The sequence below is a fragment of the Vibrio sp. 10N.286.49.C3 genome (assembly GCF_041469545.1).
GTDB lineage: Bacteria > Pseudomonadota > Gammaproteobacteria > Enterobacterales > Vibrionaceae > Vibrio > Vibrio tasmaniensis_A.
In genome coordinates this window covers 46,042-67,075 of the sequence record NZ_JBFRKT010000030.1, presented here as the reverse complement: position 1 = coordinate 67,075, position 21,034 = coordinate 46,042, and the positions used below count along the sequence as shown (strand labels likewise).

At 43.9% G+C, this 21,034-nt stretch carries 24 protein-coding genes and 2 pseudogenes; 11 read left to right on the top strand and 15 right to left on the bottom strand.

From position 1 onward, the window contains the following. Nucleotides 1-7 precede the first annotated feature (7 nt). The 10 genes and pseudogenes from hutH to AB4180_RS14140 all read right to left on the bottom strand — a co-directional run bounded on the left by hutH (nucleotide 8) and on the right by AB4180_RS14140 (nucleotide 7,923). Nucleotides 8-1,555 carry a histidine ammonia-lyase gene (hutH, locus tag AB4180_RS14185; RefSeq protein ID WP_017103984.1) on the bottom strand — a complete coding sequence of 516 codons (1,548 nt, stop codon included), beginning with the start codon at nucleotides 1,553-1,555 and terminating at the stop codon, nucleotides 8-10. After that, nucleotides 1,533-2,498, bottom strand: a pseudogene (locus AB4180_RS14180) (glycosyltransferase family 2 protein); the annotation flags it as partial. The pseudogene AB4180_RS14180 and the gene hutH, both read right to left, overlap by 23 nt. A 62-nt stretch (nucleotides 2,499-2,560) precedes the next feature. Continuing rightward, a pseudogene (locus AB4180_RS14175) lies at nucleotides 2,561-3,353 on the bottom strand (glycosyltransferase family 2 protein); the annotation flags it as partial. Then, nucleotides 3,346-3,708, bottom strand: a complete 363-nt coding sequence (locus AB4180_RS14170; protein ID WP_017099155.1) for a 3-hydroxyacyl-ACP dehydratase — start codon at nucleotides 3,706-3,708, stop codon at nucleotides 3,346-3,348. The gene AB4180_RS14170 and the pseudogene AB4180_RS14175, both read right to left, overlap by 8 nt. Before the next feature lie 87 nt (nucleotides 3,709-3,795). After that, on the bottom strand, nucleotides 3,796-5,178 hold the full coding sequence (locus AB4180_RS14165) for an AMP-binding protein (protein WP_017103987.1): 1,383 nt from the start codon (nucleotides 5,176-5,178) through the stop codon (nucleotides 3,796-3,798). 6 nt (nucleotides 5,179-5,184) lie between these two features. Continuing rightward, nucleotides 5,185-5,742: a septation protein IspZ gene (locus tag AB4180_RS14160; RefSeq protein WP_017103988.1), complete on the bottom strand. Its 558-nt coding sequence runs from the start codon at nucleotides 5,740-5,742 to the stop codon at nucleotides 5,185-5,187. Next, nucleotides 5,742-5,999: an acyl carrier protein gene (locus AB4180_RS14155; RefSeq protein WP_009848591.1), complete on the bottom strand. Its 258-nt coding sequence runs from the start codon at nucleotides 5,997-5,999 to the stop codon at nucleotides 5,742-5,744. The genes AB4180_RS14160 and AB4180_RS14155 overlap by 1 nt, the downstream gene beginning before the upstream one ends. Nucleotides 6,000-6,009: 10 nt before the next feature. Then, complete coding sequence (locus tag AB4180_RS14150; RefSeq protein WP_009848590.1) at nucleotides 6,010-6,270, bottom strand: phosphopantetheine-binding protein; 261 nt, start codon at nucleotides 6,268-6,270, stop codon at nucleotides 6,010-6,012. Nucleotides 6,271-6,376: 106 nt separating this feature from the next. After that, nucleotides 6,377-7,147 carry a 1-acyl-sn-glycerol-3-phosphate acyltransferase gene (locus tag AB4180_RS14145; RefSeq protein WP_009848589.1) on the bottom strand — a complete coding sequence of 257 codons (771 nt, stop codon included), beginning with the start codon at nucleotides 7,145-7,147 and terminating at the stop codon, nucleotides 6,377-6,379. Beyond that, nucleotides 7,144-7,923, bottom strand: coding sequence for a beta-ketoacyl synthase chain length factor (locus AB4180_RS14140; RefSeq protein ID WP_017103989.1), 780 nt, complete (start codon nucleotides 7,921-7,923; stop codon nucleotides 7,144-7,146). Before AB4180_RS14140 ends, AB4180_RS14145 begins: the two co-directional genes overlap by 4 nt. A 71-nt stretch (nucleotides 7,924-7,994) precedes the next feature. Between AB4180_RS14140 and AB4180_RS14135 the strand changes: the two genes are divergently transcribed. The 3 genes from AB4180_RS14135 to AB4180_RS14125 are packed head-to-tail and all read left to right on the top strand — an operon-like array spanning nucleotide 7,995 to nucleotide 10,753. Further along, nucleotides 7,995-8,384 carry a hypothetical protein gene (locus tag AB4180_RS14135; RefSeq protein ID WP_017103990.1) on the top strand — a complete coding sequence of 130 codons (390 nt, stop codon included), beginning with the start codon at nucleotides 7,995-7,997 and terminating at the stop codon, nucleotides 8,382-8,384. 29 nt (nucleotides 8,385-8,413) lie between these two features. Beyond that, a complete protein-coding gene (locus tag AB4180_RS14130) occupies nucleotides 8,414-9,487 on the top strand; it encodes a methyltransferase (protein WP_102250352.1) in 1,074 nt (357 codons plus the stop codon). Between the two features lie 24 nt (nucleotides 9,488-9,511). After that, complete coding sequence (locus tag AB4180_RS14125) at nucleotides 9,512-10,753, top strand: NAD(P)/FAD-dependent oxidoreductase (protein WP_017103992.1); 1,242 nt, start codon at nucleotides 9,512-9,514, stop codon at nucleotides 10,751-10,753. Nucleotides 10,754-10,923: 170 nt separating this feature from the next. Here the strand turns inward: AB4180_RS14125 and AB4180_RS14120 are convergent, their stop codons facing one another. Both AB4180_RS14120 and AB4180_RS14115 read right to left on the bottom strand, forming a co-directional pair. Next, nucleotides 10,924-11,430, bottom strand: a complete 507-nt coding sequence (locus AB4180_RS14120) for a hypothetical protein (protein WP_009848584.1) — start codon at nucleotides 11,428-11,430, stop codon at nucleotides 10,924-10,926. A gap of 139 nt (nucleotides 11,431-11,569) precedes the next feature. Then, nucleotides 11,570-12,703: a flagellar assembly protein FlgT gene (locus AB4180_RS14115; protein WP_017099160.1), complete on the bottom strand. Its 1,134-nt coding sequence runs from the start codon at nucleotides 12,701-12,703 to the stop codon at nucleotides 11,570-11,572. A 192-nt stretch (nucleotides 12,704-12,895) separates the two neighbouring features. Between AB4180_RS14115 and AB4180_RS14110 the strand changes: the two genes are divergently transcribed. Next, a complete protein-coding gene (locus AB4180_RS14110) occupies nucleotides 12,896-13,531 on the top strand; it encodes a FlgO family outer membrane protein (RefSeq protein WP_012603422.1) in 636 nt (211 codons plus the stop codon). A 9-nt stretch (nucleotides 13,532-13,540) separates the two neighbouring features. Continuing rightward, the gene (flgP, locus tag AB4180_RS14105; RefSeq protein ID WP_012603423.1) at nucleotides 13,541-13,972 is read left to right on the top strand and encodes a flagellar assembly lipoprotein FlgP; all 432 of its coding nucleotides are present in this window, start codon (nucleotides 13,541-13,543) and stop codon (nucleotides 13,970-13,972) included. Nucleotides 13,973-14,244: 272 nt separating this feature from the next. Here the strand turns inward: flgP and AB4180_RS14100 are convergent, their stop codons facing one another. The 3 genes from AB4180_RS14100 to flgA form a co-directional block, all read right to left on the bottom strand. After that, on the bottom strand, nucleotides 14,245-14,670 hold the full coding sequence (locus tag AB4180_RS14100; protein WP_017103993.1) for a flagella synthesis protein FlgN: 426 nt from the start codon (nucleotides 14,668-14,670) through the stop codon (nucleotides 14,245-14,247). A 65-nt stretch (nucleotides 14,671-14,735) separates the two neighbouring features. Next, nucleotides 14,736-15,053 carry a flagellar biosynthesis anti-sigma factor FlgM gene (flgM, locus tag AB4180_RS14095; RefSeq protein ID WP_029223115.1) on the bottom strand — a complete coding sequence of 106 codons (318 nt, stop codon included), beginning with the start codon at nucleotides 15,051-15,053 and terminating at the stop codon, nucleotides 14,736-14,738. Nucleotides 15,054-15,230: 177 nt separating this feature from the next. Continuing rightward, nucleotides 15,231-15,977 carry a flagellar basal body P-ring formation chaperone FlgA gene (gene flgA / locus AB4180_RS14090; RefSeq protein WP_012603426.1) on the bottom strand — a complete coding sequence of 249 codons (747 nt, stop codon included), beginning with the start codon at nucleotides 15,975-15,977 and terminating at the stop codon, nucleotides 15,231-15,233. Between the two features lie 76 nt (nucleotides 15,978-16,053). Between flgA and AB4180_RS14085 the strand changes: the two genes are divergently transcribed. The 6 genes from AB4180_RS14085 (at nucleotide 16,054) to flgE (ending at nucleotide 20,966) form a co-directional block, all read left to right on the top strand. Beyond that, nucleotides 16,054-16,980: a chemotaxis protein CheV gene (locus AB4180_RS14085; RefSeq protein WP_009848577.1), complete on the top strand. Its 927-nt coding sequence runs from the start codon at nucleotides 16,054-16,056 to the stop codon at nucleotides 16,978-16,980. Nucleotides 16,981-16,991: 11 nt separating this feature from the next. Then, nucleotides 16,992-17,819 (top strand): protein-glutamate O-methyltransferase, encoded by an 828-nt coding sequence (locus tag AB4180_RS14080; RefSeq protein ID WP_009848576.1) that lies wholly within the window; start codon nucleotides 16,992-16,994, stop codon nucleotides 17,817-17,819. A 255-nt stretch (nucleotides 17,820-18,074) separates the two neighbouring features. Next, nucleotides 18,075-18,470, top strand: coding sequence for a flagellar basal body rod protein FlgB (gene flgB / locus AB4180_RS14075; protein ID WP_009848575.1), 396 nt, complete (start codon nucleotides 18,075-18,077; stop codon nucleotides 18,468-18,470). Between the two features lie 4 nt (nucleotides 18,471-18,474). Then, nucleotides 18,475-18,888 (top strand): flagellar basal body rod protein FlgC, encoded by a 414-nt coding sequence (flgC, locus tag AB4180_RS14070; RefSeq protein ID WP_009848574.1) that lies wholly within the window; start codon nucleotides 18,475-18,477, stop codon nucleotides 18,886-18,888. A 17-nt stretch (nucleotides 18,889-18,905) separates the two neighbouring features. Then, nucleotides 18,906-19,616 carry a flagellar hook assembly protein FlgD gene (gene flgD / locus AB4180_RS14065; protein WP_009848573.1) on the top strand — a complete coding sequence of 237 codons (711 nt, stop codon included), beginning with the start codon at nucleotides 18,906-18,908 and terminating at the stop codon, nucleotides 19,614-19,616. Between the two features lie 45 nt (nucleotides 19,617-19,661). After that, the gene (gene flgE, locus AB4180_RS14060; protein ID WP_009848572.1) at nucleotides 19,662-20,966 is read left to right on the top strand and encodes a flagellar hook protein FlgE; all 1,305 of its coding nucleotides are present in this window, start codon (nucleotides 19,662-19,664) and stop codon (nucleotides 20,964-20,966) included. Nucleotides 20,967-21,034: the final 68 nt, after the last annotated feature.

The following is a 21,034-nucleotide window of genomic DNA, read 5'->3' as shown; positions in this document are numbered from 1 at the left end:
AGCTACTCTAGGAGTAAAGTGACCAGTGTTGACTTTGAATACGAGCAATGAAGTGGCGTAGATCGCCTTCAAGTGGTCGATCTTCTACGATAAATTCAAACTCTTTAAGCACTTCGTCGCGAATGTGCTTTAGGTTTTCACTCATGTGGTGCTCATCAAGCTCATTATGGCGTTTACGAAGTTCAAGCGCTTGTGTCCCCGCCAGAAGTGATGCTGCCGCTACTTGTTCAGTCAGTTCAAGAACGCGTAAGCAGTCACGAGCCGCAATAGTGCCCATGCTGACTTTGTCTTGGTTGTGACACTCAGTTGAACGAGAGAACACGCTTGCTGGCATGGTGTGTTTTAATGCTTCTGCTGTCCAAGCTGAAACGCCAATCTGTACCGCTTTGAAACCGTGGTTGATTGGTTTACGTTCGCCTTCAGCACCGGTTAGGTTAAATGGCAAGCCGTTGTTGAACTTGTAATCCATCAACTGCGCCATTTGTCGATCAAGTAGGTCTGCAAGGTTGGCTACCGCTGTTTTTAGTGTATCCATTGCCATTGCGATATGACCACCGTAGAAATGTCCACCGTGCAGTACGCGCTCATTGTCGCCATCGATAATTGGGTTATCGTTAGCGCTGTTAAGCTCGTTCTCAATCATTTGGCGTAGCCAAGGCAGAGAGTCTTGAACCACACCAATCACATGTGGGGCACAACGCAGTGAGTAACGATCTTGTAGGCGATCACTGTTACGTGGCGGACGATCCGCTTGTAAGTCATCACGTAGCCATGCAGCAACTTGCTGTTGACCCGGATGAGGCTTCACTGCAAACAGCGCTTCATCGAAATGGAAATCGTTGCCTTGCATACCTACAGACACCATTGCGGTGATCTTAGTCGACAGCTGAGCTAGGTATTCTGCACGTTTGTAGGCGATACAAGCTAAAGCCGTCATTACTGATGTGCCATTCATCAATGCTAAGCCTTCTTTTGGCTTAAGCTTGATAGGGTTAATCCCTAGCTCTTTGTAAACGTCACTAGTAGGGCGAACTTCACCTTTGTAGATGACATCGCGCTCACCAATCAGTGCAGCTGCCAGATAAGACAGCGGCGTTAAATCACCACTGGCACCAACCGATCCTTCTTGAGGAATGCGCGGCGAGATATCTTGGTTGATCAGAGTGACGATCTGGTTGAGCAAATCGTGAGTCACACCAGAGACACCTTGTGACAATGAACAAAGACGTGTCGCTAATACTGCACGAGATTGTTCGTGAGACAGTATTTCGCCTAAACCACAGCCATGAAAGCGCGTTAGATGCAGTGGTAATTCATCAACAAGGTTTGGCGGAATTGCAACGGTACATGAGTCACCGTAGCCCGTTGTCACACCATAGATCACGCCTTCTTCTTTCAATAGGCGTTCTAAAAAAGCGACACCGCGGTTGATCTTTGATGTGAACTCATTGCTTGAGTTCATCGAGGCTTTTGCGCCTTGTGAAATAGCGACAACATCCTCAATCGTGAGGCGTTCGGCACCAAAGGTGATGCTATTTGGATTTTTTTTCGTCATGGTGCTTGCTCAATGTCCAAAAGTTAAAAAAGTTGTACCACTGAAGCGGTGCTTTCAGTGTGTAGTGCTGAAGTCGGTCTGCGTATTTCTGCACGACTTGCTGTAAAGATTGTTCGCGAGTCTTCCTTGGTAGCTCTATCTTGTCGCTGAAATGCTCAAAATAGACATTAAAATGCGGTTTGGTTTGTGAGTCATCTCGTAGGCCAAACAATAAGAATACTGGCGCTTTGAGAACAGAGGCTAACATAAATGGCCCTTGAGGGAAGGGAGCTTCTTTACCCAAGAACTCTGCCCATACTGAGCGACTCTCTTTGCTGGTGGAGGTTCTATCGCCAACGATCACAATCCATTCACCTTGCTCCAATTTTTGTTGCAACAAGATGGCGGTATCAGGGCCCATCGATGTCACCTGAATCAGGTTTAAATCAGACTGTGGGTTTACCGCTTTCATCACCGAATTAAAGCGTTCGGCGTGTTCCGTGAAGACCAGCGCATTGATTTTGATGTGTGAGTGTCGACGTCCCAAAGCGCGGCACAATTCGATATTACCAAGGTGAGAACCTAGGATTAGCACACCTTGCTGGTTTTCCACCATACTTTCGAATTGCTCTTGACCATGAATAGTCAGGTTATCGACTGAGAAATCACCTTTCCATGCGGCTAATTTGTCTAGCATGGTGTGGCCAAACGAAAGCAGGTGGTTATAACTGGTTAATTCAGCGGGTAACTCAATATTCTGTTGCTCTGCGTATGTCTTAAGCTGGAATAGGTATTGCTCAGAAGCGTTTCGCGCGCGCTTGCCTGTCAAATGGTAGTAACGCATCACACCGCGCAAAATTAGGTTGAATACACCTCGGCCTAATAGTGAGTACACAGCTAACAACAGTTTGATACCGAGAACTGTGCCGCGCTCTTGAGTTCTGGACCAATGAGGCTGTTCAGTGCTATTTGGTGTCTGCTGCGCCTGATTGCTTTCTGAAAATTGTGTCGAACTTGTTAGGTGATCTTCAGAATTTGATTTGAAGTGACGAGCAATCAGCTTAGGGGCTCTTGGCAGCATGCCGAAGAACAGTCGAGTATGCATCCAACTGATTTTTACGTTGTCCCACAGCGCATCGAAATGAGAGACACCATTTTCAGGGTAGATGACTCGCGTCTCAATGAAGTCAATGTCGCAACCTTCCCAGTATAAGCGAACCAGAATCTCGATATCGAAGTCCATTCTCGAACCGACATCGTATTTATTCAGTACTGTTTGTGTCTTATCGATTGGATACGCTCTAAAGCCACACATGCTGTCTTTAATTGAGAGAGATAGAGTTTCTATCCACACCCAAATATGTGTCGCGTAGCGCCCGTAGAGCCTTGCCTTCGGTACGCTATCGTCATAGACAGGCTGACCTGAGATCAGGCGCTGGGGCTTAGCTTGTGACGCTTCGATTAATGCGGGTAGGGCGTCTAGGTCATGTTGACCGTCAGCATCAATCTGAATGGCATGACTAAAGCCGAGCTCCTGTGCTCGCTTGATGCCAGCCTTTACGGCACCTCCTTTGCCTTGGTTCAGCTCTAGCGTCACCAAGGTTACGTTCGAATTCTCTACTAGGGGAGCCAGAAACTGTTTCGTGGTGAGTTCACTGCCATCGTCAACGATGATGATCGGCAACTCAAAATGATGGAGTGACGACACCACTGCAGGCATGGTTTCGCCGTGGTTAAAGCACGGAATTAGGAAGCAAGCTTTGTAGTCGCTTTCTTTTGTTACGTGTTGAGAAGCAGCCTCAGCAGGAGCGCTATTCACTTTTCTCTCCCAGCTTCATTTTTCCTGAAGAGTGGGTCTGTTCACCGTTGTTTGAGGTGTAGCTGAAGCTCAGCTTGTCTTTGTCAGCATCCCATTTGAGTGATAGCTGGATTGTGGCGTCAGGAAGGATAGGCTCTTGGAATTTGATGACCTCCATACCTTTAAAGTAACCAGGGACATTTAACTTTTGGACAGCATAGTGAAGTGCCCAGTCAATTTGTGTCACACCGGGAAGAATAGGGAAGCTCTTAAAGTGCCCCTTAAAATCGGTGATGTCTCCGGTAACATGGAGTGTCAGGGTCGATTCTTTCTCTACAGTGTCAACAGCAATGACGTTTGGTTTTCTCTTATCCATAGCGTGTGCTTAGAATCCTTGGGCTAAAATGGGTCTTCTGACAAAAATATAAAAGATAATCTCAGTATAAAATGCGACCAGTGATTTTTATGATTTGACGAGCTGCTCTATGTGAGAGGTTAGTCGCTTGCCTTGGCTGTTGAGGGGGATCTCATCAACAACACGATACTTTCTTGGAATAGCGATTGGCTCTAACCATTTTCTGAGTTCTGAACGTAACATTAACCAGAATTTACCTTTACTCATGGTTGCGAGAGTCACTTGGCCTTCCTCTGATAATACCAAAACCGATGCTAAAATTAAGCGTTCAGGCTCTTCAAAGGGAATGACCACACACTCGCTTATCCAAGGTAGTTGCTCCAGTCGCTTTTCAACTTCAACCAGTGATACTCGTTTTTCTTCTATCTTGATCACTCGGTCGGTTCGGCCTTTCAATATAAATTGATTCTCTGAGACCATTTCGCACTCATCTGCGGTTTGATACCAGTTGTTTTTGTCGATGTACGGCGACAATAACTTAATGCAATTCTCACTATTAAGACTAGCCTTAATACAGTCAAAAAGCTGCCAAGGTGTTTGAACGCTCTGTTGCTGACGAAACGCGATGCCGCCGGTTTCTGTGCTGCCAAACACCTCGATAGGTAAATGCCCAAGCAGATCTCGTGATTGATGAGCCGACTCGGTAGGTAAAGGGCCACCAGAAGAGAACACCCCCGCTAGATGCGTAGACTTTGTCTCGTGTTTTAATCGTTTGAGTAGCGCAGGGCTGCTGATCAGCACGCTCTGCTTGTTAGCGTGAGACAGGATCTGTTCCGGGTACTCAAGATTGTTTCGAGAAAATGGAACTCCAGAACAAAGCGGCCATAAGATTCGAAACAACAGACCATAGATATGTTGGTGTGAGACGGTGCTGTGGACTTGGTTGTCTTTAAGCAAGGCGCCCCAGTTTTTATCTAGCTGAGCGATTTCAATATCTAGGTGTTCTAAGGTCTTATGGATTGCTTTTGGTGTACCGCTTGAGCCTGAAGTAAACAAGGTCAATTGGATTGCTGCTAACTCAATGGCGGGAAGATTATCGGTTAGAGGTTCTCGTATTTCGGTGTCTAATAAGGTTTGGATATTGCGAACTTCATTTATTTCCACTGCACCAATCGCATCATCGACCAACAGATAGTCAAAATGCTCACTCAGCTCAGAAAGCGCACACGGTTGATAATTGCCCGGTAAAATGATGTGTTTGTTGCTGGCTGCGCACGCTAAAAAGGCCACTGAAAATAGGTAGCTGTCTTGGGTGCAAATCGCAACTCGTTGAAAAGGGGATGAAGATAAAAGCTGTACGAGTTGAGATAAGTCGTCGTTAAATGTTTGCCACGAAATCTCGCTATTGTCGTCAAAGCAGACAATAGAATCAGGCGATCTGTTCTGACTGAGAAGTTCAGACAAGGAAGTGTAAGAGACGGTTTGGGTCATAACAATTTAACTCTGACGAATGCGCTGTCTTACTACCCACTCTCCTGCAAAGAGCAACCCTGCAAACAGATAGCTGAGTAAGCCATTGTATAGGGTCCATATTTCAAGAGGTTGGAAGCAGGTGTAAAGGGCAATAGAGCCATTGATAACAAAGAACAGACACCAAACTTTGGTGACTGTTCGTGTGTAATCAACGCCACTTTGTGGAAGCTCTGGCTCTTGGAGGCGAGCAAGCCGCTCGATAATCGTTTGCGGTTGCCATAGGCTCGAGGCGAACACAACCAGCATACAAACATTAACGATGACGGGGTAATAAGTTAGCCAGCCGTGCTGTTTGAAGGTTAACCCTAATGCCAGCAGAACAATTCCGGCACTTCCGCTGATCCAAGCTAGGTGTTTTAGCTCTTTGATTTTAGCCTGACCACCGGTGAAAATGCGGACAGCAAAAATAGCGGCTAAGACGATACCAACGGTTTGTAGGCCAAACTTGTTGAGTCCAAAGTAAACCGCTATTGGATAAGTGAAAAGTATGATTGCCGACAGTAAAGTCAGCAGAGGACGCATTATGCGTCCTTCAATAGTTCAACCACAGACTCGACAACGTCATTAACGGTGCGTACTGCTTTGAACTCTTCAGGCTTGATCTTCTTACCTGTAACGTTCTGTAAGTGAACGACCAAATCAACGGCATCAATGCTGTCGAGATCGAGGTCGAGATAAAGGTGTGCTTCTGGAGTGATATCTTCAGCATCAAGCTCAAACAGCTCGATAAGCGCATCTTTAACCTGGTTGAATACTTCTTGTTGGTTAGCTTGTGTCATAAAGATCTGTCTAGTTGTTTGTTTTAGATGAAATGTAGTTAGCTAGGTTTTCAACCGATGCAAAATGCTGGCGAGTGTTTGAATCGTCGGCATCGATAACAATGTTGTACTTTTTCTTGATAGCAAGGCCGAGCTCAAGGGCATCGATAGAATCTAATCCAAGTCCATCACCAAACAGTGGTGCTTCCGTTTCAATTTCATCAATGCTCATATCTTCAAGATTCAGTGCGTCGATAATCAGTTGTTTTAGTTCGTTGTGTAATGTTTCCACTTAGGCCTACTTAGTACTTTATCTAAATGCTACTTCAAGGGGGGCGATTCTACATTATGTGATGTATTTTCGAAACGCTGATATCACCAGTTGTTTTATTGATGAGCTAAATATTCTCTTCGGAAGGAAAAATAGTCTGTGCAAGGTGTTGATTGAGGCGCCTTGCTGCCGAAGTTAAGTTGTTTGAATTCTCAATAAAGGGTGCGACGTCTATTTTACCTTTCACTGCGATATGAAAAAAGGGTTTAGTGGCAGGAACTTGATACCATTTTTTCTCTTTTGTTAAGAATGTCGGAGAAACTGTAATATGAATCACGCGTAAGTCGGTTTGTGTTCGAGTGGCAATTTGTGCCGCACCACGTTGTAAGGATGGTTCAATTCCTGGCGTTGTGCGAGTTCCTTCAGGGAAAACTAACAATACATTGCCACGCGAAAAGCGTTCTTCACAGCGTTCTAAAAGATCGTCAGGGGTTTGGTTGGGTATGTATCCCGCTGCTTTGACAATCCTCTTCATAAACGGGTTTTCCCATATTGCCGCTTTAACAAGACAATCACATTGAGGAAGTTGAGAGGCGATCAGTACATAGTCAATCAAGCTAGGGTGATTGGCGACAATGATGCAGTTGCGATCTTCGCGGAGCAGTTCGGCGCCATCAATTCGGTAATCAATCGCGCCTGTGAACTTCATTATTTGGCAAAATGCATTGAATGAGAAACGGATTAATCGTTGTGCTTTGAGCTCTCTTTCTATGACGTTGCGAGTCGTTAGGGCGATCGAAGGTAAGATTAAGAAGCTTAAGACTAAGCCTCCCAAACCAAAGATGGTAAAGCAGAGCCCCGTCGCGAATACTCGCCAACATTGGCCTACTTTGCTCATTTCTGTGCACCAGCTTGGGCGTTATTGACCCAGGACCAGTTTTGGTGCTTACCAGCAATAGTCCAATGCTGTGTTCCCAATAGGATATGTTGTAGCGTTTGTAGGCCTTGTGGTAAATCAGCGGCTGAGCTGTCTCTAACTTTGGGGGGGCTAGCGATTGGTTTACTTGTTACTGCTCTCGAAACCGAGTAGTCACTGCCTGCAGTGAGTACTAAACCTAGAGCGTAGTCAGCATAGTGCTGATTTTCGTATTCTCGATATACATCAGGCAGAGGTTGGTCGAAGTCAATGACGAGTACACGATGTGACGGATACTGATGTAGGTAAAGATAAGCTTCAATCAGGGCGTTGTGAAAGGTATCTTGCCCAGAAGCGATAGAGGTCAGTGGAATCGGTGCTTTTGCAGCAATCGTTGTTAGGCCTGCTGCGGTGTTGTGTACTGATTGGGAAAACGCCATTGGAGAGGCATCGTCACCTTCTAATATTGATTGAATCAAAGCAACAGTTCGGTGGAGCTCACCATGCCGACTGGCAAAAACCAGATAATCAATCGAGGTATCTTTTAATAGGGTTAATGCGGTTTGGACGGCCAGTTTGCTTTGCAGGCTCATTCGGCGACGCATCATAGGAGGGATGGCTTTAAATTCGGTTGAGCCATTTTGCGGCCAATCTAAATGAGTGCTCCACGTTTGCCACTCGGCAACGGAATAGAGGCCTGGCGAATTTGCTGACCATTTTTCAATATTAAACGACATTAATTGGGATTGATTTGACATAGAGTATTGATTTACTTTGGGTCTAACTAATACTATGCATGCTTATAAATAAACACGGGTAAGGAGTTTAAATGAAATTACTAAAAATAGCCGTTTCAATGTTATTTATACTCGTTCTTGCAGGCTGTGGACGTGTCCAACCTGTAATGAATGTTGAGGATACTCCAGTTGCTTTGAATCTTCAAAGTAAACAGGTGAAATCAGCGATTTATGAGTCTGCTGAGAACCGAGGTTGGTTGGTTTCAGAAATTAAGCCAGGCCTAATCCGTGCTGAACTGTATGTCCGTTCACATCATGCTGTGGTTGATATTCCATATAATGATAAGTTTTACTCTATTCTTTACGTCGAATCAGAGAATTTGAAGTACGACGATGGTGAAATACACCGTAATTACAACCGTTGGGTTAATAACTTGAACGTTGATATTAAACGCAAGCTTGCACAAATGGCTGCTATGTAGCTCTCTATTATTTTAAAGTTAGGTTTTTCGTGTCGGAATATAAATTAGATCCATTTAACGCATTAGAAGCAAAAACAGAAGCGCAAAAATTGTCTTTTGCTCCTATTGTTTTTCATACAGCTCGTACACTTCGTGATTTAGGTATTTTGAAAGCGTTAGATGACGCGGGCAATGATGGTTTACCCGCTGAAACTATTTCTCAAGCAACGGGTGTATCCGAATACGGTGTCAAAGTTCTGCTTGATATGGCGTTGAGTGCTCATATCGTTACTTGGGATAAGCCCCATTATAAAATGGCTAACCTAGGTTTTTATCTATTGCACGATGGCATGACCAACGCAAATATGGATTTCACGGCTGATGTCTGTTACGCCGCGATGATGCATTTAACCGAAGCAATAGAAGAAGGTACACCCGCGGGCTTGAAAGAGCTGGGTGACTGGGAAACGATTTACCAAGGTTTGTCTCAATTGCCAGAAAAAGCAAAAGAGAGTTGGTTTAAGTTTGATCATTTCTATTCAGATCGTTCGTTCCCTGTGTTACTTGAGAAAGTTTTCAGTAAGAAGCCTAAATCGCTGGTGGATATTGGCGGTAATACAGGTAAGTGGGCAATGCAATGTTGTAACTACGACTCTGATGTCGAGGTGACGATTGTCGATTTGCCGCAGCAATTAGAAATGGCAATGGCAAACGCAACACAGCACGGTCATCAAGACCGAGTGACTCCATTCCCCGCTAACATGCTTGATAAACAGCAAGCGCTGCCGACAGGTACGGATGTGTGGTGGATGAGTCAGTTCCTTGATTGTTTCTCGCCAATGGAAATTCTTAGCATATTAAAGCGTGTTCGCTCTCATATGTCAGAAGACGCGACTGTTTATATCCTTGAACTGTTTTGGGATGCACAGAAATACGATGCGGCTTCTTATAGCTTAAATGCGACGTCTCTCTACTTCACTTGCTTGGCCAACGGCAACAGCCGCTTTTACCGCAGTGAAGATTTCCTAGAGATAGTGGAAGAGGCTGGCTTTGATGTGGTGACTCGTACCGACGATATCGGTCTTGGGCATACGCTTCTGGAGCTGAAAGCTAACGCGAAATAATCATGGTAAACATGGCTTAAATTAATGAAAAAACTGTCAACTCAAGTAGTGATCATCGGAGCTGGCCCATCTGGGTCTATTGCTGCGTCTTTGCTTCATAAAAAAGGCATCGATGTTCGAGTGATTGAAAAGAGCCTTTTCCCCCGTTTTTCTATTGGTGAAAGCCTGTTACCTGCGTGCATGGAAGTGATCGAACAAGCGGGCATGAGCGAAGCTGTGGCTAATGCTAACTTCCAATTTAAAGATGGCGCGGCTTTTCGTAAAAATGGTGTTTATACGGCGTTTAATTTTGAAGATAAGTTCTCTTCTGGGCCGGGAACGACGTTTCAGGTTCAACGAGGTACTTTTGATAAGGTAATGGCAGACTGTGCTGAAGCGCAGGGTGTTACCATTGATTACCAACATGAACTGATAGGCATTAACTTCGCTGAAGACCGTACTGTACTAGATGTACAAATACAGGGTGGAGAGCGTTATCAGCTAGAGGCTCAATACGTCCTTGATGGTAGTGGTTTTGGTCGAGTGTTACCCAAGATGCTCGATTTAGAAGAGCCATCACGACTTCCTCCGCGCAAAGCTATCTTCACACATATTAATGATCATATCTCAGCAACGGATACTGATCTTGAATACGATCGCAGTAAAATTTTGGTCTCGGTACATCCAACCAATCCTGATGTTTGGTATTGGTTGATTCCCTTCAGTAACGGAGTCTCTTCATTCGGTGTGGTAGGGGAACCTAAATTCTTTGAATCATACCCAGAAGACAAGATTTCGGCGATTAAGCAGCTGGCAACAGAAGAGTCGGGCTTGGCCGAGATTTTGGCAAATGCGGAGTATCCAAATCCCGCAGGCGAAATTGGTGGCTATTCTGTCAACGTTAAACATCTTGCAACCGATAAGTATGCATTACTGGGTAATGCGGGGGAATTTCTTGACCCTGTATTTTCATCGGGAGTGACTATTGCGATGAAGTCGGCTCAGTTTGTGGTTGAGTGTGTGGAAAAACAACTCAATGGTGAGAAAGTCGACTGGGATCGTGAATACGCTGAACCATTGATGATTGGGGTAAATACTTTTAGAACGTATGTTGAAGGGTGGTACTCGGGGGCTCTTCAGGATGTGATTTTCTATCAAGAACCAAACCTGAAGATAAAGCAAATGGTATGTTCGATTTTGGCGGGCTACGCATGGGATCAAAGAAACCCCTATGTAAACGAGTCAAAACGTCGATTGAAGACGCTGGCAGAGATATGCCGAAGCTAGATGGTCTATTTAGTATGTAATAGCATGCTAAATGGTCACTATGGTTAGCCATAAATCAAAACAGCCGCAATGCGCGGCTGTTTTTGTATCTGATAATCAGCCTCTCAGCTCGAATACCAACTCCAGTACGTCAGAATCCAAAATTTCTAACGAAGTTATCGAGGTTGATACTACTTCAGATCAATGCTGTTCAATCGTCCCATAAAGATAAGCAGCTCAATCACATCTTTGTGAGCTTCAAGCAGTGCTCGTTTGGTTTGGCTGTAGGCTGCGAGTCGACCGTGTTTTCGTATAGAGCATACTTTTGTTCTATATTTGTAATCACCATTCTCAGAGAAAACACGCCATTTCGCTATGTAGCACTCGTCGCGATGTTCAGGGTCACTCTGCGTTGGATTAGGCTTAAATACAATTTTAGGCTCTAAACTATGAGGCAGACGTGTCATGAGATAAGGTTCTTTGAGGACCTTTGGCCAAAACTTGCCCCAAAGCTGTCTACCTAGCTCATCTCTTAATTTGATGGTTTTCTTGAGTGCTTTGTCTTCCCCCATACGAACAAAGCCAACTGAACGATGTAATACCGTATCGTCGGGTGTATGAATGTGGATCTTAAAAGCGGTCTTACCTTTCGAGATAAAGCGGTAACCGGTAGCACCAATTAGATTATTCTGGCTCATAGTTCGCTAAATGATGATTATGTTATTAATAAGATTACGACAAATACCGCGAAACCGAAACTAATCCTCATGAAAAAAATAAAGCCTTAGTACTTTTGCTAAGGCTTTATTAGAAAATATGAGTTGATGGTGCTGCTAACTACATGATTTTCTGCATTACATCACCAATTTGAATGCTTCCCGCAAGGCTTGGTTGATCAATGGTGAGTTCAGCTTCGTTTTCATAAACGCGAGAAACCGTCAGGGTGATATCGCTTTGAGAGACCTTATTGCGTGGCAAGCCTCTTTGGTCGATAAATGAACCTGTGTGCCAAAGCTGAAGTTTGTCGCCTTGTTCTACACCGTGTATTCGGCCTAAATCAATGGTCACCATATTCCCAAACACAGCAGCAACTTCAGGAAGCGTGATTTTACAAGATACTTCCGATTCTAAATCCAACATAATATTACGACTGACACGAAGCATCATGCTGCCATAGGTTGATGCCCAGAAACGAGCACTGCGGGTGTCGATTTCACTGGTCTTCGCAAATGGCCATTTTGCTACTTCACGATAGCTTCGGTTGTAAACCTGATGACCTGTTTTACCATCGAATACCTGCATTTCTAACGCAAATTGGCGATTGATAATGTCGTCTTTCAAAAGCTTCGATTCAATGGTTGCGGTTAAGTCGGTGATGTCACCACCTATGATGTACTGTGCCCCCGTATCTTGTGCGATCATTTTGATCACTTCCGGTCGACGCTTGTCAATGTCGTAATTTGTTGTGCCAACAGAGACAAAACTGCGAGATTCTTGCGCCAGTTGTCGGTTAACAACATGGCCAAAATCATCACCAATGTTATAGATTCGGCCCATCACAGCTTGTTGTGGAGAGCTTACATCAATATTACCGACCAAAAACGTCTTCTTATATTGGCTTTCATGGCAAGCACTTGCCGAAGGGTAGATGTCTATCCTTGCAGTGACCATTATATTGCCACCGCGTTTCTTCTCTTTTTCTACTAAGATGTAGCGCACTTCATGATTGGTAAATTGAAATTCTTTCTTTTTTGCATCTAAGTAGGGGGTGAGGTTTGCAATACTGCCGATGTCAGCACCAGAGAACTGTATGGCTTTGTAAACGGCATCCTCTAGGGCATGAACCCTTGCCGCATCCTCTGACGATACGATGGTTGCAGTACCGGTAACTTCATACCAAGAGGCATGAGTACTGAAGCTGATGGTTGTCAGTAAACTTATTGAAAATAAGTAATAAATTATTTTTTTCATCTATTCGTTACCAGTTGGGTATAAATATTGCTTAACAAATATCTATAAGCTTAAAGCTGACTCAAGTGCGTTTTTCATAATCTGAACCATTAATGAAAAGCAAAGATTGTTCCAACATTGTAATCCATTGAAAAGAGTCATGGCGAGAACATATTGGAACAGCAAGCACTAAATATATCTGGAGATAAGAGAATGAAAAAATGGCTCGTAGTAATGAGTGTCATGTTAATGACATCATGCGCTTATTCGCCAATCTATAACGGTAAATCTGAGTATTCAGGTAGTCCGTTTATGTTGATGGACAGCCCGCGTCATACCATGGATTTTTTCGTGGAAAGCATGACCGAAGATTTGATCTTGTCGAATACGAGTATTTCAGCCAGAACACCCATTGCCATTACCTCGTTTGTCGATCTGCAACACATGGACACAACCAGTTGGTTAGGAAACTCGGTATCAGAAGGTTTCATTCATCAGTTTCAACGTCGAGGTTTTAAAGTGGTTGATTTTAAAACCACAGGCTCTATCCAAGTGACCCACCAGGGGGATTTTGCTATTAGCCGCGATTGGAAAGACTTAGCCCAAGAGCAAGACGTCCAGTATGTTTTGACTGGAACTATGCTTCGTCAAGAAGGCGGTGTTCTAGTGAATGCTCGTGTGGTCGGAATGCAAACTCGCATCGTTGTTGCTTCCGCACAAGGCTTTTTACCTGCAGACCGTATTGGTCGTGACTTAGATACTCTGAACAGTATTCGAACTCAAGATGGGGTTATTATTCGTTCTGATCCAACGATCAGTCAGCCTCATACTGTTATTCTTCGCCCTTAGGAGTTCGTGATGAAGAAGTTAATATTTGTTGTTGCCGCTTTATTGCTTGTCGGCTGCCAACCATTACAAAGCATGAGACCTAATGACTTTTTGGTTGCGGTTGGCTACGCGAGTGTCAGCGAGCAGAAAGGTCGTAATGACGAAGAGAAACGTATTCGAGCAATGAGAGCCTCTAAAATTGATGCGTATCGTGAACTTGCCGAGCAAGTGTATGGTATGCGCGTGAGTGGTCGAGCTGAGCTTGAAGATCAGCGTCTTGGTACTGAGAGAACTTCAGGCGCGGTTGATGGTGTTATCCGTGGTGCCGAAGTGGTGCGCAGTTACCCTGTTGGCGACAGCTATGTGACTGAACTGCGGTTAGACATCCAAAAAATGGAACAACTGCGTAATTATGGCGAAGTTCAGCCAGTGCCTGAGAAGAGGCAACAAACGTTGTTCTAGTTTAAGGGGCGTCTAGTTATAGGTTTCTCCTGTTATATTGGCTGCTATTCGCTTTCCAGATGGCGTAACGGCGACCAGTAACGGTTATGAATAAGAAAGCGGTAAGTATTAAAGTGCTTGCCGCTTTTTTGTTTATCGGCTTGGGGAGTACATTCACAGGTTTAGTGGGAGATTTGACTAGTGTAACGAGAAGGGTAGGCTGAGATACAGATACAGATACAGATACAGATACAGATACAGATACAGATATGAGAGGGCGGTGGTTTACCTAACTAGGCTTTAACGTTGGTTCCTAGCGTAGAAATTGTATGCGTTTGGCCTCCGGCATTGTAGGTCATGCCAATTTTGCCGTGACTTTGCTGCATCATATTGCTGAGTTTTTTGAAGCTAAGGTGTGCTCGATTCAAGGCTTCGCCATTTACCAAGTTCGCTTGATGGCAGTCGTGCACTATGGATTTGATGGTTGTGACTAACTGAGCAAGTTCAGGGTTCTCGGTCAGTTCAGATATATTAGTATGGGCAGCGATTCGTTGATCGGTTGATTTTAGTTGTTCAACAAGAACCACTTTCTCTTTGGCTATTCGCTCAATATCGCTTGATTGTCGGCTTGTAATAGCGATTTTCTCTGAACTCAATAATTCAGATAAGGCTTTGGCATTTTGAAGTTGGAAATTAACTAAATCTGCTAGTGCCGCCATAATGTAACCTACTAATAACCTCGTGTACTTTAAGATAATAACTTTATTTTAAAGCTAATGTTTGCTTAAAGACCTTTTAATTCGTTTTCAAATTTCATCATGTTGTCGGCCAACTTTTCTGGATCAACAGTGTATGAACCATTTGCGATCGCTTCTTTTATTGCCGCGACTTTCACTGAATCGAAACTTGGTTGTGCTGCCATCTCTTGATGGAGTTGACCAATCGCCTTGCCTTGTTGGCTTAGTGAAACCGCATCTTTGCTTGCTGGTGATTTAGATGATGCATCAGATCTTGATGCCTCAGACTTAGAATCAGAGCGCACTGCTGAGCGGTTAGTGCTCGCTAGGGTTTGCCCTGAACGAATATTATCAATACCTGCCATAGTTAAGCCTTTTTCTTCAAAATGGGAACCTGTACAGTCAATATCGACCATGGGTGAGAATACTTTAGCAATTTTTAGCTCAATAGTCGAAAACGAACCAAACACCTCAACCGTTATAATTGGATGTTAGAGTTGAGAATAAAAGCGCTAACGATACCGACACTTTAAAGTGAAGTGTTAAAAGTAAACCGTGACTTCAGACATGCTGGTAACAATACCTTCGATTATACGCTGTGATTTGTCATTTTTCACCCTAACTTGATCACCCATTGAGCCATCGGTAAGTGCAGTACCTTTGGTGGTAATGGTCATGCCACCTTTTACTGCCTGTATGATAACCTTCTCATTTCGGCATACGACACAAATATCGCCTCTTTCGACAACATCACCGGGTCTTAGGTTCTTTTTTACCTTAGCACCGATGACTTGTTGTGGGGTGGTAAAGCCTTGGCGACGAAATTTGTTGAGAGAAATCATCGCAGTCGTGACGTCGTATTGACCGACAATTTCGCCTCTCGCCAGTGAGCGAGTCGTTGTGACAAGTGGTACTGACATTGAAAGGCGCACTGGCACGTAAACACGCCATTCATCAGGAACACAACGAACTAAAACTGTAATGCTGCTACGAGTGTTGGTTGTTGTCGAGGCACTTGTCTCGAGGGGGATAGGACAATTTGTGGCTTTGATTCTAGAGTCTACATTAGCGGAATTAACAAAAAGTTCACCGCCTCGCGGTTGCTCCACCGAGTCAAGGATGTGTTGCTCAGCCGCTGATTGGATCATGTCAATTTGTTCCGGCGTTGCCGCGTGTGTAAAAAAACTAAACAATATTGTTAGAATGCCGATAAACTTAGCGACAGTTTTAAAAATAGTTCTACACATAGCTATGGAAAAAAGATATATGTTTGCTTTATGATATGTCATTTTATTTCTCTAGTGGTTCGTAGCCTGCAGTAGACTAACACTTTCTATCCAAAAAGTTTGATATGGAGATGAGCTCATGACGGGTATTCTTGATTCAGTGAATCAGCGTACGCAACTCGTCGGTCAAAACCGATTAGAATTACTAACCTTTCGCCTAATGGGGCGTCAGCGTTACGGTATTAATGTATTTAAAGTGAAAGAGGTTTTACAATGCCCTCGTCTGACTTTAATGCCAAATTTACATCATCTCGTAAAAGGTGTGGCTCATATTCGTGGTCAGACAGTTTCTGTCATTGATTTGAGCCTAGCGGTAGGCGGACGTCCTACATCTGATATCGATAAGTGCTTTGTGGTGATTGCTGAATTTAACCGTACTATCCAAGCATTCCTCGTAAGCTCTGTAGATAGAATTGTTAATATGCACTGGGAAGCTATTCTTCCACCACCAGATGGTTCAGGTAAAGATAATTACCTAACAGCGGTAACCAACATCGATAATGAATTGGTTGAAATTCTGGATGTTGAAAAGATCCTTGCTGAGATCTCACCTGTTGATGAAACCATGGATAGCAGAATCGCAGAGGAAATTGCAGAAGTTGAACAAGAGAAAGAATTGGTTCGCCGAATCTTGATTGCTGATGACTCGACAGTTGCTCGTAAGCAGGTTCAACGTGCTATAGAATCTATTGGTTTTGAGGTCATTGCTGTTAAAGATGGTAAAGAAGCCTATGAGACTCTGATGAAAATGGCATCGGAAGGCAGTATTTACGATCAAATTTCATTGGTCATTTCAGATATCGAAATGCCTGAAATGGATGGATACACGCTGACTGCTGAGATTCGTCGTCACGCAGAACTAAAAGATTTATACGTAATTTTGCACTCATCATTGAGTGGTGTATTTAACCAAGCCATGGTTGAGCGTGTAGGGGCTAACTCCTTCATCGCGAAATTCAATCCTGATGAGCTTGGTGGCGCGGTTAAAGCTGCGTTAACTAACTAAAAGAGACATTAATGACTGCTATAACAATAAGTGATCAAGAGTATCGCGATTTCAGCCGTTTCTTAGAATCTCAATGTGGCATTGTATTAGGTGACAGTAAGCAGTATTTAGTGCGCAGTCGTCTAAGCCCATTAGTAACGAAGTTTAATGTAGCTTCATTGTCTGATTTGCTAAGAGATGTAGTGACAGGTCGAAACCGTGAGTTGAGAGTGGCGGCAGTGGATGCTATGACGACTAACGAGACACTTTGGTTCCGAGATACTTATCCGTTTGCTGTACTAGCGGATAAACTTCTACCGGAAATAGCGGCAAATAAACGTCCTATCAAGATTTGGTCTGCGGCAAGCTCTTCAGGCCAAGAACCATACTCAATGGCTATGACGATACTTGAGACCCAAGCACGTAAGCCGGGTATGTTGCCAAATGTATCGATTACCGCTACTGATATTTCAGCAAGTATGTTGGATATGTGCCGCACCGGCGCTTATGACAACCTTGCCTTGGGCCGAGGACTTTCTCCTGAGCGCCGTCGCACTTTCTTTGAAGATGCTGGCGATGGTCGTATGAAAGTGAAAGACAACGTTAAGCGAATGGTAAACTTCCGTCCTCAGAACTTGATGGAGAGTTATGCACTGTTAGGCAAATTCGACATTATATTTTGTCGTAACGTGTTGATTTATTTCTCTCCGGATATGAAGTCAAAAGTTCTTAACCAGATGGCAAATAGCCTGAACCCTGGTGGTTACCTGTTATTGGGTGCGTCTGAATCGTTAACCGGCTTAACGGATCGTTTTGAAATGGTTCGCTGTAATCCAGGCATCATCTACAAATTAAAGTAATTAGTGTCACCACTTTAAGGTGCAATATTACTGTCCAAATTTAAAACCCAGCCAAGTGCTGGGTTTTCTTTTTCTAATTTAATCTATATCTTTAAGTCAGAGTGACATTCCAATTTACTCTATTTGTTGGCTTGTATATTGCAAGTTTACCCACGAGTAACCTGTAAAAGTAATGGTCGGCCACTTTGTTTTTAAAGTTGGTATATATATTGCTTAGGTTATTTCATAACAGTCAGTTCTTGAGTTGAGGTTTACATGGCTATTTCTTTTGACAATGCTTTAGGCATTCACCAGCACACAGTTGGTGTACGTGAGCGTAACGCTGAGGTGCTTTCCACCAATATCGCGCAAGCTAACACGCCTGGGTATAAAGCAAAGGGATTAGACTTTAATAAATCACTGCAGGCGGCAAGTTCTGGGGCAAGCATTGGTCTTAGCCGAACAGACGGTCGGCATATTTCTGCCTCAACAACGGTGAATGGGGAAACGAAGTATCGAATTCCTACGCAACCTGATACTGGAGATGGCAATACGGTTGATTTGGATTTGGAACGAAATCTTTTCATGCAAAACCAAATTAGGCATCAAGCCTCTCTCGACTTCTTAGGAAGTAAGTTCAAGAATTTAACTAAAGCGATAAAAGGGGAATAACTAGATGAGCTTATTTAATGTATTCAATGTGACTGGTTCTGCGATGAGTGCTGAATCTGTTCGTCTAAATACTACCTCAAGTAACCTTGCTAACGCAGACAGTGTAAGTAGCTCTGCTAAAGACACTTACAAGGCTCGCCACGCAGTGTTTGGCGCTGAGTTAAATCAGGCGCGTAATAGTGGTCACACTGTGCCAGTAAAAGTATTAGGTATCGTAGAAAGCGATAAACCGCTGAATGCGGAGTACAACCCAGATCACCCGTTAGCGAACAACGAAGGCTACATCTATAAGCCTAACGTTAACGTTATGGAAGAAATGGCTAACATGATTTCAGCATCACGTGCGTATCAAACAAACGTACAGGTTGCTGACTCGAGTAAACAAATGCTGCTGCGTACGCTGCAGATGGGTCAATAAGGATAAGGAGGTAGCAAATGGCTGGAATCAACAATGTTGGTCAAAGCGGCTTGTCCTATGTTGACCAGCTGAAGAGTCTTCAAGATGGTGCTAAGAAGCCCGATGAAACAACAGGTAAGCAAGATCTTAAACAAGATGACTTCTTATCGTTGTTGACTAAGCAACTTGCACAACAAGACCCTTTTAAGCCGGTTAGCAATGACCAGATGATTGCGCAAATGGCTTCATTTGCGACCGTAGATGGCATTGGCAAAATGAATACACAGTTTGAAAGCTTGAATTCATCAATGACTTCTAACCAAGCACTGCAGGCATCTTCTTTGGTTGGACGCGATGTATTGGTTCCTGGAGCGGCAGGTGTGAAACAAGGTGATGGCGGTATGGCGTCAATGGTTAAGCTTCCTCAGGCAATGGACAATGTAATGGTCCGTGTTGAGAATGAAGTTGGCCAATTGGTTCGCACTTTTGATATCGGCTCAAAACCATCTGGTGACACGCGTGTTGAGTGGGACGGAAAAGACGAAGACGGTAATCCATTGCCGGCCGGTAAATACAACGTGAAAGCGTCGGGTTTATTGGAAGGTGAGAACACAGAGTTCCAAGTGTCGAGTTATGCGAACGTGAACAGTGTGCTTCTTGGTAAAGGCGATGGCAACGTACTACTCAATCTGGCTGGTTTTACATCGCCAGTACGACTTGCTGAAGTACTAGAAGTTGGTAAAGCGTAGCTCTTTTTAGAGTGATTATGCTAGCTAGATTAGGAGAATATTGGAATGTCATATGTATCTTTAAGCGGTCTATCCGCTGCACAGTTAGACCTGAATACAACCAGTAACAACATTGCGAACGCAAACACATTTGGCTTTAAAGAGTCTCGTGCGGAGTTCGGGGATGTTTACTCAAGCTCGTTGTTCACTAACGCAAAAACGACGCCAGGAGGCGGTGCGCAAGCTAGCCAAGTGGCACAACAGTTCCATGAAGGTTCAAGTATCTATACGAATAACCCAATGGACTTGCGTGTAAGTGGTACAGGTTTCTTTGCAGTATCGAAAGACCGTATGGTGCCAGAGATCAATGAACTAACGCGTAATGGTGCATTTCACCTAAATAAAGACAACTACATGGTTACGGCCAATGATGAGTTTCTTTTAGGTTATGATGTCGATCCAAACTCGGGTGAAGTTCTTTCTTATGCACCAAAGCCTCTCGACATTCCAGCTGAGTTTGGTAAGCCTAAACAGACAGAAAACATTGAAGTAGGGGTTAACCTTCCTGCGAACGGTGATCTTAAAGACCCGGCAACATTTGACTTCAAAGATCCAGATACCTACAACCGTGCAACGTCTTCGACGGTCTACGATTCTATGGGACAGTCTTACAAGTTAACGACTTACTACCTAAAAGATCAGACTCAACCGAATACTTGGCAAACGTACTACACCATGTCAGATGAAACGGGTGAGAAGCCGGTAAACATTACTGGTGGCGACGCGACGAATTCAGCAGGTCATGTTGGTCACACCATGAAATTCAACAATGACGGTACCTTAGCAAGCCTTAACAGTGGTCAGCCAATTCTATCTGATCCTATCGGTGCTGGTGAGAACGCAATTGATTTGAACGGTGCAGATCCGACACAGGTACTTAACTTTGGTCTGGATTCTTCAACTCAGTTTGCCGCTCCATTCGAACTGTCTAGGTTTGATGAAGATGGCGCGACAACTGGTTTCTTAACGAAAATCGATTTCGATGAGTACGGCAGTGTCCTAGGCAGTTACTCAAACGGTGAAAATGTGATACTAGGCCGCGTAGGTTTAGTTCGTGTACCTAATGAGCATGGTCTAGATAAGAAAGGCGGCACTCAATGGGATTCTACTAACGCTTCAGGTGATAAAATCTGGGGTGAATCAAATAAAGGTTCATTTGGTAGTATCAACAATGGCTCACTAGAGCAGTCGAATATCGATATGACTCAAGAATTGGTTGATTTGATTTCTGCTCAACGTAACTTCCAAGCGAACTCTCGTTCTCTAGAAGTACACAACCAACTACAACAGAATATTCTTCAGATTCGTTAATCGTTTCGAGCGTTTGAATCATCTGCGAATACCCAATTCAATGTTATTGAATTGGGTATTGTTGATGA